The 14765-nt window shown below is 48.9% G+C and carries 13 protein-coding genes; 9 read left to right on the top strand and 4 right to left on the bottom strand.

Annotated features, from left to right (window positions below; translation table 11 throughout):
* Nucleotides 1-137 precede the first annotated feature (137 nt).
* The 4 genes from ACFQ45_RS13365 (at nucleotide 138) to ACFQ45_RS13350 (ending at nucleotide 5266) form a co-directional block, all read left to right on the top strand.
* Nucleotides 138-2174 (top strand): oxidoreductase, encoded by a 2037-nt coding sequence (locus ACFQ45_RS13365; protein ID WP_377368505.1) that lies wholly within the window; start codon nucleotides 138-140, stop codon nucleotides 2172-2174.
* Nucleotides 2175-2236: 62 nt separating this feature from the next.
* Complete coding sequence (locus tag ACFQ45_RS13360) at nucleotides 2237-3001, top strand: electron transfer flavoprotein subunit beta/FixA family protein (RefSeq protein ID WP_377368504.1); 765 nt, start codon at nucleotides 2237-2239, stop codon at nucleotides 2999-3001.
* A 12-nt stretch (nucleotides 3002-3013) separates the two neighbouring features.
* Complete coding sequence (locus tag ACFQ45_RS13355) at nucleotides 3014-3940, top strand: electron transfer flavoprotein subunit alpha/FixB family protein (protein WP_377368502.1); 927 nt, start codon at nucleotides 3014-3016, stop codon at nucleotides 3938-3940.
* Between the two features lie 147 nt (nucleotides 3941-4087).
* Entirely contained in the window at nucleotides 4088-5266 is a 1179-nt protein-coding gene (locus ACFQ45_RS13350; protein WP_377368500.1) for a hypothetical protein, read from the top strand.
* Between the two features lie 47 nt (nucleotides 5267-5313).
* Here ACFQ45_RS13350 and ACFQ45_RS13345 read toward each other — a convergent pair whose 3' ends face one another.
* The 4 genes from ACFQ45_RS13345 to ACFQ45_RS13330 are packed head-to-tail and all read right to left on the bottom strand — an operon-like array spanning nucleotide 5314 to nucleotide 9389.
* A complete protein-coding gene (locus tag ACFQ45_RS13345; protein ID WP_377368498.1) occupies nucleotides 5314-6045 on the bottom strand; it encodes a class II aldolase and adducin N-terminal domain-containing protein in 732 nt (243 codons plus the stop codon).
* A gap of 52 nt (nucleotides 6046-6097) precedes the next feature.
* Nucleotides 6098-6937 carry an ABC transporter substrate-binding protein gene (locus tag ACFQ45_RS13340; RefSeq protein WP_377368496.1) on the bottom strand — a complete coding sequence of 280 codons (840 nt, stop codon included), beginning with the start codon at nucleotides 6935-6937 and terminating at the stop codon, nucleotides 6098-6100.
* Between the two features lie 28 nt (nucleotides 6938-6965).
* Nucleotides 6966-7838: a phytanoyl-CoA dioxygenase family protein gene (locus ACFQ45_RS13335; protein ID WP_377368494.1), complete on the bottom strand. Its 873-nt coding sequence runs from the start codon at nucleotides 7836-7838 to the stop codon at nucleotides 6966-6968.
* Nucleotides 7839-7868: 30 nt separating this feature from the next.
* Nucleotides 7869-9389: an amino acid ABC transporter permease/ATP-binding protein gene (locus tag ACFQ45_RS13330; RefSeq protein WP_377368492.1), complete on the bottom strand. Its 1521-nt coding sequence runs from the start codon at nucleotides 9387-9389 to the stop codon at nucleotides 7869-7871.
* 423 nt (nucleotides 9390-9812) lie between these two features.
* Between ACFQ45_RS13330 and ACFQ45_RS13325 the strand changes: the two genes are divergently transcribed.
* From ACFQ45_RS13325 to argE, 5 genes are all read left to right on the top strand, one after another.
* A complete protein-coding gene (locus ACFQ45_RS13325) occupies nucleotides 9813-10733 on the top strand; it encodes a LysR family transcriptional regulator (RefSeq protein WP_377368490.1) in 921 nt (306 codons plus the stop codon).
* 167 nt (nucleotides 10734-10900) lie between these two features.
* Nucleotides 10901-12169, top strand: coding sequence for a flavin-containing monooxygenase (locus tag ACFQ45_RS13320; RefSeq protein ID WP_377368488.1), 1269 nt, complete (start codon nucleotides 10901-10903; stop codon nucleotides 12167-12169).
* Nucleotides 12170-12180: 11 nt separating this feature from the next.
* Entirely contained in the window at nucleotides 12181-12597 is a 417-nt protein-coding gene (locus ACFQ45_RS13315; RefSeq protein ID WP_377368486.1) for a RidA family protein, read from the top strand.
* Nucleotides 12598-12610: 13 nt separating this feature from the next.
* Entirely contained in the window at nucleotides 12611-13285 is a 675-nt protein-coding gene (locus ACFQ45_RS13310; protein WP_377368484.1) for a DUF1028 domain-containing protein, read from the top strand.
* Nucleotides 13285-14466 (top strand): acetylornithine deacetylase, encoded by a 1182-nt coding sequence (gene argE, locus ACFQ45_RS13305; RefSeq protein WP_377368482.1) that lies wholly within the window; start codon nucleotides 13285-13287, stop codon nucleotides 14464-14466. Before ACFQ45_RS13310 ends, argE begins: the two co-directional genes overlap by 1 nt.
* The last annotated feature ends 299 nt before the right edge of the window (nucleotides 14467-14765 follow it).

Genomic DNA, 14765 nt, shown 5'->3' with positions numbered 1-14765 from the left:
ACATTTTTAATTAGGATCGAAAAAAAGCGGTTAATAAATAACCTAATAAAAAATATGCCAGTCCCATTCACAAAGACAAAGTCACAAAGACAAAAGTCACAAAGACAAAAGTCACAAAAGACATAAGGAGTGCGGTCGTGTCCAATGATCCTCTTTTGCAGCCCTATCAGCTCAAGCACTTGACCCTAAAAAATCGCATTATCATGACCTCCCATGAGCCGGCGTATCCAGAAGATGGCATGCCGAAAGGACGTTACCTTGCCTACCATGCAGAGCGTGCAAAAGGCGGGGTGGCCATGACCATGACCGCAGGTTCCGCTGCCGTCTCAAAAGACAGTCCGCCAGTGTTCAACAATCTACTGGTCTACAAAGATGAAGTGGTTCCTTACTTAAAAGATTTGACCGATGCAGTGCATGAGCATGATACCGCAATCATGATTCAATTAACCCATTTGGGACGTCGTACCCGCTGGGATAAAGCTCATTGGTTGCCAGTGGTGTCGCCGTCCCATCAACGGGAAGCTGCCCATCGTGCTTTTCCTAAACAACTGGAAGATTGGGATATTGAGCGCATTATAAAAGACTATGCGGATGCGGCGGAACGCATGAAAGCGGGTGGCATGGACGGGATTGAGCTACAAGCCTACGGACACCTAATGGATCAGTTCTGGTCACCTTTGACCAATACCTTAGAAGGACCATACGGAGGTTCTTTGGACAACCGTTTGCAGTTCACCTTTGATGTATTAACGGAAATGCGCAAACGAGTAGGCCCAGAATTCATTATCGGCATGCGCTATACAGGTGACGAAATGCTGGCAAATGGCATCAGTCCGGAAGAAGGGTTTGAAATCTCTCGTCGCCTGAAAGCCAGTGGCATGGTGGATTTCCTTAACGTGGTACGGGGGCACATTGATACGGATCCAGGACTGACCGATGTGATTCCGATTCAAGGGATGGCGAATAACCCCCATTTGGATTTTGCCGGTGAGATTCGTGCCGCAACGGGTATGCCTGTGCTGCATGCGGCTAAGATTCCAGACGTAGCCACCGCTCGCTATGCGGTGTCGTCAGGCAAGGTGGATCTGGTTGGCATGACCCGCGCCCATTTAACCGACCCTCATATTGTTAAAAAAATTATCGAAAAACGGGAAGAGCAGATTCGTCCCTGTGTTGGCGCCAACTACTGTTTAGATCGTATTTATCAAGGTGGCGAAGCCCTGTGTATTCACAATGCTGCGTCTGGCCGTGAGCAAACCATGCCTCACATTATCTCCAAGGCTGACACCCAGAAAAAAGTGGTAGTGATTGGTGCTGGGCCAGGGGGACTAGAGGCCGCTCGTGTGGCTGGAGAGCGTGGTCACCAAGTGGTGGTCTTAGAGGCGTCAAGCAAGGCCGGTGGGCAAGTGTTGCTGACCGCACAGAGCGAACGCCGTAGAGAGATGATGTCCATCATTGATTGGCGTATGGCTGAGTGCGAACGACTTGGGGTCACCTTTAAGTTCAATATTTGGGCCGAAGCCGAAGAAGTGGAAGCAGAGAACCCGGACGTTGTCATTGTGGCAACCGGTGGACTGCCAGACACGGAGGTATTGGCCCATGGCAATGACCATGTGATCTCTACTTGGGACATTATTTCTGGAAGCGTGAAGCCCGGCAAAAATGTGCTGATTTTTGATGACGCTGGAGACCATGCAGGGCTACAGGCCGCTGAAATCATTGCTAAGAGTGGAGCCAAGGTCGAAATCATGACTCCAGACCGCGCCTTTGCTCCCGAAGTGATGGCCATGAACTTAGTGCCCTATATGCGTACCCTGCAAGCTCTGGATACTCGCTTTACTGTCACCTACCGATTGCATGCGGTGGATAAAGAAGGCACGACCTTAAAAGCGCATATTGGTAGCGATTATGGCGGCGTGTCTCAGATAAAAGAGTATGACCAGATCATCGTCAACCACGGCGTCATCCCCCTTGATGACATCTACTTCGAGCTGAAGCCTAACTCTACAAACCTTGGGGAAATGTCCCATGATCAGCTCATTGCTGGCGTTGCACAGGATGTCCTGCGTAATCCAGACGGACGTTATCAGCTGTTTCGTATTGGGGATGCGGTGGCCACTCGCAATACACATGCGGCCATTTATGACGCCCTTCGTTTGGTCAAAGACCTTTAGTTAACCGATTGCGTGGGCAGCTCAGGTGTCTGTCCACGCATATTTTGCATAGGTAGAGGAATATGAAAGTACTGGTCGCGGTAAAACGTGTGGTGGATTACAACGTAAAAGTGCGCGTAAAAGCTGATGGTTCTGGGATGGATCTAGCGAACGTAAAGATGTCCATGAACCCATTTGATGAAATAGCCGTGGAAGAAGCCATTCGCCTAAAAGAATCCGGCGCGGCTTCAGAGGTGATCTTGGTGTCAGTGGGAGTCAGCAAGTCCGAAGAGACTTTGCGTACAGGGCTCGCTATGGGAGCCGACCGAGGTATCTTGGTTGAAGTAGGTGAGCAGGCAGTGGAGCCTTTGGCGGTGGCTAAGATTTTGAAATCTGTGGCTGAGTCAGAGCAAGTCAGTCTGGTGATTCTTGGCAAACAAGCCATTGACGACGACTGCAATCAAACCGGTCAAATGTTGTCGGCGTTACTGGATTGGCCCCAAGGCACCTTTGCCTCAGACGTGGATATAGCAACTCCAGACAAACTGAAGGTGACACGCGAAGTAGACGGTGGTCTGCAAACCTTGCAATTAACCTTACCTGCCATCGTCACAACGGACCTTCGGTTGAATGAGCCGCGATTCGCCTCCTTGCCCAATATTATGAAGGCTAAAAAGAAGCCCCTAGCCAAACTCACTTTATCGGATCTGGAATTGTCGGAAGACATCATTCAACCAAGGTTAACCATCACGAACACCGAAGCACCTGCACCGCGTCAAGCAGGCATTCAAGTGGCTAGCGTCGATGAGCTGCTTGATAAGCTTAAACATGAAGCCAGTGTGCTGTAAGGGGGATAAGGAATGACAACATTATTGATGGCAGAACATGACAACCAAACTCTATCTGAGCATACCGCCAAGGCATTGACCGCCGCTCAAAAAATGGGCCCTGTCGACATATTAGTCATGGGCGATCAATGCGAAAGTGTGGCGGAGCAAGCTTGCCTGCTTCAAGGGGTGGGGAAAGTGCTTGTCGCTCAACACCCAGACTTGGCCCATCAACTGGCTGAAACCACAGCGCAAGTTCTATTAGCCTGCGGGCAAGGTTACAGTGCCATCGTTGCGGCGGCGACCACCACCGGTAAAAACACCTTGCCACGTGTGGCAGCCAAGCTTGACGTGATGCAAATCTCAGAAGTGATTGAAGTGCTGGGTAGCGATACCTTTAAGCGTCCTATCTTCGCTGGAAATGGCATCCAAACGGTGACTTCCAATGATACGGTCAAAGTATTAACGGTACGCACTTCGAACTTTGAAGCGGCAGGTAAGGGCGCAGCATGTCCGATTGAACACCTATCCGTAACTCTGGAAACAGGACATTCAGCTCATCTATCAGATCAATTATCCGAATCCGATAGACCAGAGTTGTCTTCTGCTAAGAAGGTTATTTCTGGCGGTCGTGCACTGGGATCAGCGGAGAATTTTCAGACATTTATCTTACCGGTAGCCGATAAGCTAGGCTCCGCAGTAGGGGCCTCCCGGGCGGCGGTTGACTCGGGCTTCGCCCCTAATGATTGGCAAGTGGGGCAGACCGGCAAAGTGGTCTCCCCTGATCTATACATCGCCTGCGGTATTTCGGGGGCCATTCAGCACCTTGCAGGGATGAAAGACTCTAAAGTCATCGTAGCCATTAACAACGACGATGACGCCCCTATTTTCCAAGTGGCAGATTACCGGTTACAAGAGGATTTGTTTAAGGCTTTACCTGAACTGAGTGCGAAGCTGTAATCCTTAAATGGTATATGAGCGCCAAGCGGCGACCATTAAAAAGCCCCTAGCGTGGATGCGCTAGGGGCTTTTTTGTAAAAGGGTTCGCGTTCCCTATAAGCTCTGCTAAATTGGTGGCACTCTCAATACATTAGTGGAGCATAGGCAATGCTGGAATCCGTTAAGCGAAACAAGGATGTGCTGATCGTTTTAGCGTTGGTGGTCTTTGCTTGGGTAGGCGTTGTGGATCAATACGCAGAGCAGTACATCAATGGGTCTTTGGTCTCCGCTGGGGCATCGTTTGGTATTGCGCGGCTGTTTAATGCAACGGTTTCTGTCTTGTCTACCATTACCCTAAATGTGCCGATTGTGGGGTCGGTGCAAATTGGTCAGTTATTAGATCCATTGAACGACTTGGTGGAGGACTTTTCCTCGGTGATGAAGTACGCCATCTCGTCTTTATTGATTCAGAAATTTCTCGTAGAGATTCTCCAAACCCTTCATTTCAAAGTGTTTTTGTCCCTTTCTGGTGTGATGTATCTGGCTACTAAGTTTGTTTGGACGAGCCATCGTGTGCTGGCCTATAAGGTGTTTTTGTTCGCGGTGATTTGTAAGTTCTCGATTGCCATGGTGGCGGTGGCTAGTAGTTGGGTGGATGAAGCCTTTCTCGATGAGGCAGTACAGAAAGAATACGCCACCTTGGAGGCGTTTCCTGCTTCCCCTGATAAGTTGGACCAAGCACTGGATTTATCCCAAGAAATTAAAGCCCAAGTCGCCACAGAGTTGGAAGCAGAGCAAGCCAAACAACAGCTATTGGTGCAACAACGCCAGCGTCTAACCCTAGAAGAATCGGATCAGCTTGCCCAGATTGATAGGGTGGAAGAAGCCCTAGTGACTGCAGCAGAAGGACGCTCTGGTTTCAGTGGTTTATTCGAGAAAACAACCCAGGAGCGAGCCTTGGAGCGCCAACGTAATCGTTTGTTGGCTCAATTGCGCCGTATTCAAGGGGATTTGGATCGGGTCGAAAGAGACTTGGATGATGTGGAAGATGACATGTCAGACTTGCAAGATCGCTTAGAGGGAAAGGTGAGTACTTTCGCAAGCATTCGCGATGGCTTCAGTCGCATGACCATGGCCGCCAAAGATAAGGTGACAGGTTATGTTGACACCCTCAATCAGTCCATAGATCACTTCTTAAATTTAATTGCCTTATTTGTGTTAAAGACCATTATCATTCCCCTGCTGTTTTTGGTGATTATGTATAAGGTGTTTGTGCGCCTCTGGGGTATGACTCCGAGATCAGCTGTCGCTAAGGCCCACCAAGCGGTGAAAGAAACCCGTGAATAAATATGACGACATGGCCTGATCGCATCGGCCATGTCGTGTGACCTGCGTTAATCCAATAAGGATGGATCTTGGGCGATCATCAGGGCTTTCATTTCTTCGAAGTGCTGGCGTGAGAAGTCTTCGATTTTTTCCCAATCTTGAGCGGTTTTTTCTGCCACTTCGTCAGATAAGACATTAAGCGGCTGACCCGTTGAAAGGGCGGTCACCATGATCTGACAAGCTCGTTCTAGTGTCCAAATATCATCAAAGGCGACACCTACATCTGTTCCAGTCACCATGACACCATGGTTGCCCATTAATAGGCGACTATTGTCCTTTAACAAGCTACACAGGCGTGCGCCCTCTTCCACGGTATCTGCCATGCCGTCAAACATGGTGTCCACTGACACTCGGTTAAAATAGCGGGCAGTGTTTTGGTCGATGGGCAAAATGCGCGGATCTTTCAGGGTGGATACGGCAGTGGTGTAGACCGGGTGAAGATGCATGGCAACGCGTACATGGGGTAAACGCTGATGCAGTTGTCCGTGGATCGACCAAGCGGTGGCGTCCACTTCTGGGCGTTCTGCGGTGGAGGCGTCGTCGGCATCCAGCAACAGTAGTTCACTGGCTTTGACACGGGAGAAGTGCTTCCACTTGGGATTGATTAAAAACTGTTTGCCGTCTTCTGATACGGCAGCGCTGAAATGGTTCGCCACGGCCTCGTGCATGCCAAGGTGAGCAACAATGCGAAGGGAGGCGGCGAGGTCGATGCGAATCTGTTCTTCGGTTGAGAGGGCCATATCTGTCTCCAAAATGCGCGCTCAAGGTGAGCGCGCGGGTACTGCTGGGGGGTTATTTAGGCATCAGTTCTTCTAGATCTGCTGCCGTTGGCGCTTGGAAGTTGTACTTCTTCAGCAGCGCGGCGTATTCAGGGGTTTTGCTGAATTTCTCTAGACCTTCAATCAAGGCTTGTTTCACTTCGTCGTTGCCTTTTCTCACACCGAATCCGTTTAGAACAGCGTAGATGATGGTGTCGGAAGAAATAACGATACGGTTACCTAGTTTATCTACCACACCACGAGCTACGGCAGCATCGGTGATTTGAGCTTCTACCGCACGAGATAGCATGGCTTGAGTGGTTTGTGGGTCCGTTGGGTATTCGCTGATGGCAATGGGCTCTAGTCCGTTTGCTTCACAGTATTCTTTGGACAAGGTTTGAATCTTTTTCAACCAAGCGGTGCCGGCCATGGAGCCGATTTTGTGGCCACAGAAATCTTCTGGGGTTTTAGGCTGGTAGTCGTTGCCTTTTACCGCAAGGATGGAGACACCACTTTTAAGGTAAGGAATCATGTCGATGACTTTTAGGCGGTCAGCTGTGATGTACATGGACGAGTTGGTGATATCAAAACGACCACCACGCAGACCTGGGATAAGGTTCGCCCAGCGGGTATCGATGTTTTCCGCTTCACGTCCCATCACTTTCGCAAGACCGTCTAGAAATTCGATGTCGAAGCCAGCGGGTTTGTTGTTGTCCATGTATTCGTATGGGAAGAAGGTAATGTCAGATCCGGCAATGATTTTGCCTTCTTCTTTGAATGCTAGAGCACTCATAGACGACACAGCCAGTAGGGCGCTCACTGTGCCAACGGCAACCGAGCGAAGAGTTGAGCGAGCAATACGATTCTTAAACATCTTGGTGGTTCCTTTTGTGTGATTTTAATTATTCAGCGATTGAGTCTTTGCCAGCTTGCTGGACAAAAAACGAAGCGCCTTTGGGTTTTTGTGGCAGTTTTAGGGTATTGGGAGTGCTGCGAATTTCGCCGCTTTCTTTACCCCAAACAAGGGTGCCAGTGTGAAGACTCGGCAGTGGGTTTTCGCCGAAAGGCAGGGCATCTTCGGCGGCAAACACACTGATAAATAGGGTCCGCGGGAACTCTGTTTCATTCGGGCTTGAAGCATGCAGCAGACGGGTGTGCATAAAGCAAACGGAACCAGATGGACCGTAGCAAGAGACTGGGTTTTGACAGTATTCTTGTTCGATTTCTGGCTTCACATAACCCGTGAAACGCTCATTGTTCCAGTGTGAAAATAGGGTGCCTTTGTGGCTACCTGGGATCACCTGAAGGGGGCCGTTTTCTGGCGTCACATCACTGATCATCAGCAAGCAGGTCACTAGGTCATCATTACTATGAGGCGTAAATGGGAAGTCCTGATGCCATTTCACTTGCGTGGCAGTGTGAGGCAATTTGGAGTTGATTTTGCTGTGGTGCAAGCGTGCTCCATGACCGCCAATTAATTGACCTGCCATTTGCGCAACTTTTGATTCCAGCGCCGTGCGTTTAAAAGCTTCGGAAATCTCGGTCGGTGACGTGACGCGGCGCAGAGACGGGTGCTCTGGGGTATGGTCTTCTTCAATATCAAAGCGTGCACGACCGTCGATGGTGTCGCCCCAAGGTGCATCGTGGGAGCGGCTTTCCTCGACCCAAGCGTCAAAGTCCGCTTGTAAGTCTGCGACTTCTTTGTCAGTCAATACTGCATTGACAACGAGGTAGCCTTGTTCGTGGTACTGGTCTATTTGCCATTGTTCAAGCATGAAATACTCCAATCTGTTTCGGTTGAGCCGTTATGCTAGGGAAACGTCTTTAAGGAACGCTTCAATTCTTGGGTTGTTGCCTTCTCTGAGTACCGCTGGGGCGTCGTCACATACGATGCGACCTTGCTCCATAAAGACCACTCGATCAGAGACTTTAAAGGCGAAATTCATTTCGTGAGTGACGATCACCATAGTGATACCTTCCTGGGCCAGATCCTCGATGACCTGTAGCACTTCGTTTACCTTCTCTGGGTCGAGGGCTGAGGTTGGTTCGTCAAACAGCATGATTTGAGGACGCATCATCAAGGCACGGGCAATGGCAACACGTTGCTGTTGACCGCCAGATAACTGGTGTGGGTACTTCCAAACGTGCTCTAGCATTCCTACTTTGTTGAGAAGCTGGAAGGCCTGCATTTCTAACTCTTTGCGGGAGCCCATTTTGTGGTAGCGAGGGGCCAGCATTAGGTTTTCCAGCACGGTAAGGTGTGGGAATAAGTTGAAACTTTGGAACACCATGCCAATGTTTCGACGCAGGCTAGATTGCTCGACAAACTTGGTTTTATCTGGGCCATGGCGCAGCAGTTTCAAGAAGGATTGACCATTCAAATGGATCTCACCGTTGTCCAGTTGCTCCAAGCCATTCATTAGGCGAATAAGGGTGGTTTTGCCTGAGCCAGAGGGGCCAATGACGGAGACCACTTCACCAGAATTGATACTTAGGTTGACCGAGCCAAGTACTTCAACATTATTAAAGGCTTTGTGAAGCTTAGAGGCTTGTAGGGCTGGACCATCAAAGCTAGGCGCTTGAGAAACCGCTGGGGCTGGCGCACTTTTTACTTGTTCGATCAGTTCAGCAGAAGGTTGTTTAGTCTTGGTGTTTTTAGTGACGTCCAAGTAGTTCTCTAAACGATTAAGTAAGAAGTCGAACACAGTGACAATGGCAACATAGTAAATGGCCACGGCTGCCATGGTTTCTAATACTAGAAAGTTTTGGGTGTAAAGGCGTTGTCCCACCATTAGGACTTCTGTGAGAGAGACAACCGACACAAGGGACGTCAGTTTCACAATAGAGATGTACTCGTTGGTCAGCGCCGGCAAAGCAACCCGTAAAGCCTGAGGAATGACCACCAGCCATTGGGCTCCCACAAAGCGAATGCCAAGGGCTCTCGCCGCTTCACCTTGTCCTTTGGGAATGGAAAGTAAGCCCCCTCGATGGATCTCTGCCACGTAAGCACTTTCACACATGACCATGGCAATCAAACCCGCCCAGAAAGGGTCAGCTAAGATAGCGGCGCTGGCTGGGAAGACCTGAGGCATGTTGTAGACAAAGATCAACAACACCAGCAAAGGTAAGCTTCTGAATAACCAGATGTAAAATTTTGCGGGACCACTGAGCACGGCATATTTAGATTGCTTACCGAGCGCGAGTACGAAACCGACAATGATACTTAACACCCAGCTTGCAATACTGAGCTTAATTACAGTCCAGCTTGCCCACCAGAAGTCTGACAAGCTAAACAAACTGAACAGATAGTCCCAATCGAACATCATAGATTTGCCACCTTACTTTCAAAAAATGCATTAGAAGTTGTTGTCTGTCATAGCAATAAAACTCCTAATCTGTGCAATCACTATGTAGGCAGATCGGGAAGACTGGCAATTAGTATTTTCTTGGTTTCTAGTTTTAAAAAAACTATCTAGTACCTGGGGGTAGACCTATAAAAAAATTATGCACCGCGGTAGACAAAGGCGTTGTCACAAATGAAAAGAATGCCCCGTTTTAGAGCATTAAAATGATGATGAATTGGCATCTCGGATAGGACGTTTTTTGCTGCTTAATAATTTTATTCTTATAAATCAGCATCTTAATGTTATTTAAAAACTTTTAAATAGGCGGTGGCATTTTGGTTGCTAAATAAAAATCTATTCAATTCATATGATAAACAATATTTTGTAAATTAATCGGGGTGGTGTATGAGATATTTTACGTTGAAGCAATTGCACTATTTTACGACGGTCGTGGAGACGGAAAGCATTGCTGAAGCGTCACGCAAACTTCACATCGCACAGCCTTCCATTTCGATTGCAATTAAGAATCTAGAAGATTCATTTGGGCAGCAATTATTGATTCGACATCATGCCCAAGGGGTGTCTCTGACACCCAGTGGTCGTCGCTTTTATAACAAGGCAAGGGAGCTACTCAGGTTTTCCCATGAGTTTGAGCAAAATACCCTAGCTGACAGTGAAACCACCAGCGGAAAAATATCCATAGGCTGCTTCGAGTCCGTTGCACCTCTGTACATTCCAAAGTTGATTGCAGGTTTTAAAGCACAATACCCAGACATCGAAATTCAAATGCGCGATGGGGAGCAGCACGAAATCATGGTGGGCTTACACCGTGGGCAGTTTGATATGGCGTTCTTGTACGATTTGGAATTGGATAATTCTATTCAGAAGGAAATCCTTAATGCACCACACAAGCCTTATGCTTTATTGCCAGCCAATCACCCCCTCGCGACAAAACCTAGTGTTACTTTAGCGGAGTTAAGCCGAGAGCCTATGGTGCTATTGGACGTGATTCCGAGTCGCAACTATTTTCTTAGCATCTTCACCGAAAAGGGGCTGCATCCAGAAGTGGCTTACACATCGCCTTCCATTGAGATGGTGCGTTGTATGGTGGGGCAAGAACAGGGCTTTTCTGTACTGGTGACGCGCCCATGTAGCAAAACCACATACGATGGTAAGGCGCTGGCCTATGTGGATATTGAAGATGAAATGGAAAGCTCCACTCTGATCATGGCGCACTTAAAGACCAATGAACCAACAAAACCTGCGCAATTGTTTATGGATTATTGTCGCTCTGTGGACTTGGATTTCACGGGGGGCAAGGCTTAAATATGGGGATTTCATCTTCATAAAAATTGAGCTAGAAGAGTGCTAGGTTAATAATTTTTCTATTTAGATCGTATATTTATAATAATTTACTGAGGTTATGCGCTGCCCTAAGCTGATTTTACTCTCTATTGAGAACCTATTTAATCCGCATATAAAGGCGCGTATACATGACACACACTATCCAGAACATCGATACCCTTATCGTAGGAGCGGGTCAGGCAGGGATCGCTATGAGCGAGCACCTGACTCGTCAGCAGGTGCCTCACCTTGTCCTAGAAAAAAGCCGTATTGCGGAAGCATGGCGCACTCGTCGGTGGGACTCTTTGGTCGCCAATGGCCCAGCTTGGCATGACCGTTTTCCTGGAATGGAGTTTCCAAACGCACATCCTGATGCCTTCGTTAAAAAAGACAGCGTAGCGGATTACTTCGAAGCCTATGCTGAAAAGTTCGAAGCACCTGTGCGCACGGGGGTCGAAGTGTTGAGCGTGTCACAGACCGAAGGTGTCAGTGGTTTTGAGGTGGAGACGACTGACGGGACTTACCATGTACAACGCATCGTCTCGGCCACAGGCCCATTCCAAACGCCCATTATTCCTGCCATAGCACCCAAGGTTCAGACCGGTCTAAATCAAATCCATTCTGCGTCTTACCGTAACCCAGAGCAGCTCCCTGAGGGTGCCGTCATGGTGGTCGGTGCTGGGTCGTCTGGTGTGCAAATTGCGGATGAGCTTTTACAGTCTGGTCGTGATGTCTACTTGTCTGTTGGGCCCCATGATCGTCCGCCTCGTAGTTATCGAGGTCGCGACTTTGTATGGTGGTTGGGGGTGTTAGGCCTTTGGGATATGGCTGCAAATGAACCGGGCAAAGAGCATGTAACGATTGCTGTCAGTGGCGCACAAGGTGGCAAGACCATTGATTTTAGAGAGCTGGCGCAAGCAGGCATGAAGCTAGTGGGGCGCACAGAGTCCTTTGCTGATGGGCGAGTACGCTTTGCCAACGACCTTGCGACGAATATCCGTGGCGGCGATGCTAACTATCTTTCGTTGTTGGACCAAGCTGATGCTTACATTGCGAAAAATGGCTTAGATTTGCCAGAAGAGCCAGAAGCTCGCCAACTTTTACCTGACCCTGAATGCATGGCTCAACCAACCTTAGAGCTTGACCTAAAGGAAGCGGGGATTACTACCATTATTTGGGCCACGGGCTACTCCACAGATTACGGTTGGTTAAACAGTATTGATGCCTTTGATGAGCAAGGTAAGCCAGAGCATCATCGTGGTGTGTCCAAAGCATCGGGCGTGTACTTTTTAGGGTTACCTTGGTTATCCCGTCGCGGTTCTACCTTCATTTGGGGTGTTTGGCACGACGCGAAATACATCGCCGATCAGATTGTGATCCAGCGCCAATACCAACATTACACAGATCAAGAAGTTTAGGAGCTGCTACCATGCCAACTCATACTCGTATTCGCATGTTCAATACTAAAGAAACCTATCCCAACCAGTCCCTGGACAATGATTTGTGCCAAGCGGTTGTGGCGGGAAACACTGTCTATGTGCGTGGCCAAGTAGGCACCGATTTTGAGGGGAACCTAGTGGGTTTGGGTGACCCACAAGCCCAAGCAGAACAAGCGATGAAAAACGTGAAGCAACTGCTGGAAGAGGCGGGTAGTGACTTATCCCATATTGTGAAAACCACTACTTATATTACCGATCCGCGTTTTCGTGAGCCGGTATACCGTGAAGTGGGGAAGTGGTTGAAGGGCGTATATCCGATTTCCACTGGTTTGGTCGTTGCTGGCCTTGCTCAGCCTCAGTGGCTGATGGAGATCGATGTGATCGCCGTTATTCCAGACGCTGAATAAGAAGGGACTATTTATGACTATTTCAATAACTGCCATGTGTCCTGATTCGGGGCAATTAGGTATCGCCATCAGTTCATCAAGCATTGCCGTTGGCGCACGCTGCCCTTGGCTACAGGCAGGAGTTGGTGCGGTCTCGAGCCAAAACATTACCCTGCCAGCGTTAGGGCAGAAAACCTTAGAGAATTTGGCTAAGGGGCTGACCTCTGATCAAGCATTAAAAGCCGCCTTGGCTGAAGATAAGTTCAGCGCTTATCGCCAAGTCACCGTGATTGACACCCAAGGCAAAGCTGCTTGTTTCAGCGGTACGGAGACCTTGGGTATTCATCACATGAAAGCTGGCACAAATTGTGTGGCGGCGGGCAATATGTTGTCTGAAACGTCTGTCATTGAAGCCATGGTTGAAGCCTTTGAGCACTCCACTGGGGAGTTGAGTACACGGCTTTTAATTGCTTTAGCTGCTGGTGTTGAGAGTGGTGGTGAAGCCGGTCCAGAGCATTCTGCTGCCCTCAAGGTTGTTGACGACTACACTTGGCCTTTGGTTGACCTAAGGGTGGATTGGGCTGACCAGGACCCTGTCGGCGAGCTGGCGAAACTTTGGCAGGATTATGAGCCGCAAATGTTGGCTTATGTGACACGGGCGTTAGACCCTCGCAAGGCGCCAAGCTATGGCGTCCCAGGAGACGAATAATGACGGGTGAAGCCGGCATAGCTCATGCAGATGTGCATGAGCTGCTCAGCAAACTGCTTAGTTTTGATACCACCAGCCGAGAGTCTAATCTCGCCTTGATTCAGTTTGTGCGGGATTACTTGCAAGGCTTGGGGGTGGAGAGTGAACTGATCTTCAATGAAGAAGGAAGTAAAGCCAATCTCTACGCTCGTTTTGGGCCCGCAGGAGATGGCGGCGTTATGTTGTCTGGGCATACTGATGTGGTGCCAGTAGATGGTCAAAACTGGACCTTCCCTGCATTTGAGCTGACAGAGCACGATCAAAGATATTACGGTCGTGGCAGCACTGATATGAAAGGCTTCATCGCCTGTGTGCTTGCGGCAGTCCCCATGTTTCTCAATAAAGAGCTACGTATGCCGGTGTACTTGGCTTTTTCCTACGATGAAGAAGTTGGCTGTTTGGGGGTTAGAAGTCTAATTGATCACCTTAAGGCATCCCCTGAAAAACCAGCTCTGTGCATCATTGGTGAACCGACTTCCATGAAGCCTGTGTATGGGCACAAAGGAAAAGTAGCCCTTCGTTGTAAAGTGCATGGTAAGGCATGCCACTCGGCCTATGCGCCAGAAGGCGTGAATGCGATCGAATACGCGGCACAGTTAATAGGTAAGCTCTCCAGCCTAGCGGAGCCCCTCAGTAAGCAGCTGGATGAGCGCTTCGATCCCCCTTACAGCACAGTGCAAACGGGTGTGATTAAAGGCGGGGCGGCCCTAAATATCGTCCCTGAGTTCTGTCAATTTGATATGGAGATGCGCTACCTTCCAGGTGTGGATGCTGCAGCGACCTTTAATACTCTGGCGGATTATGCCAAGGGCACTCTAGAGCCGAAAATGCAGGCGGTTGCCCCAGAGGCTAGCATTCAGTTCGAATCGATCTCTGCTTACCCACCGCTGTTGACGGATCAACAGTCAGAATTCGCCCAATGGCTGGGTCAATGGGCTGAGAGTCAGTCTTACCAAACGGTGGCTTTTGGGACTGAGGGTGGGCTGTTTGATGAAGCCGGTGTGGCCACTATGGTGTGCGGTCCAGGCAGTATGGACCAAGGTCACAAGCCAGACGAATATGTTGAGATCGACCAACTAAAACACTGCTGTCGCATGTTGGAAAATCTTTGTTCTTGGCTGGATACTTCTGATGGGCTTTAAGTAGGCCATTCCGCATTATTTAAGGTAAAAATCTTCTGTTTATTTAATGAAGTTAGTCATCTGATGGACGATAACACTCAGCAGTCGTGTCGTCCTAAATAGATCATTATTTAAGCGGATTTTTACCATAGTTCCCCACTATTTTTTACGTTAGAATGCCGCAAATTTTGAAGTCTGTAGGTCTCTTTAGGGTTTAAGTTGTAATCTATATCTCCTAACGTACTACACTTTACTTTTTCTTGTCATGAAGCCCTTATAGCATCGCTATTTAGGTTTCGTGTCTTACTCATTTTGCCGAT

The sequence above is a fragment of the Rhodanobacter aciditrophus genome (assembly GCF_042679525.1).
Classification (GTDB): domain Bacteria; phylum Pseudomonadota; class Gammaproteobacteria; order Pseudomonadales; family Marinomonadaceae; genus Marinomonas; species Marinomonas aciditrophus.
This window is presented reverse-complemented; position numbering and strand designations above follow the sequence as displayed.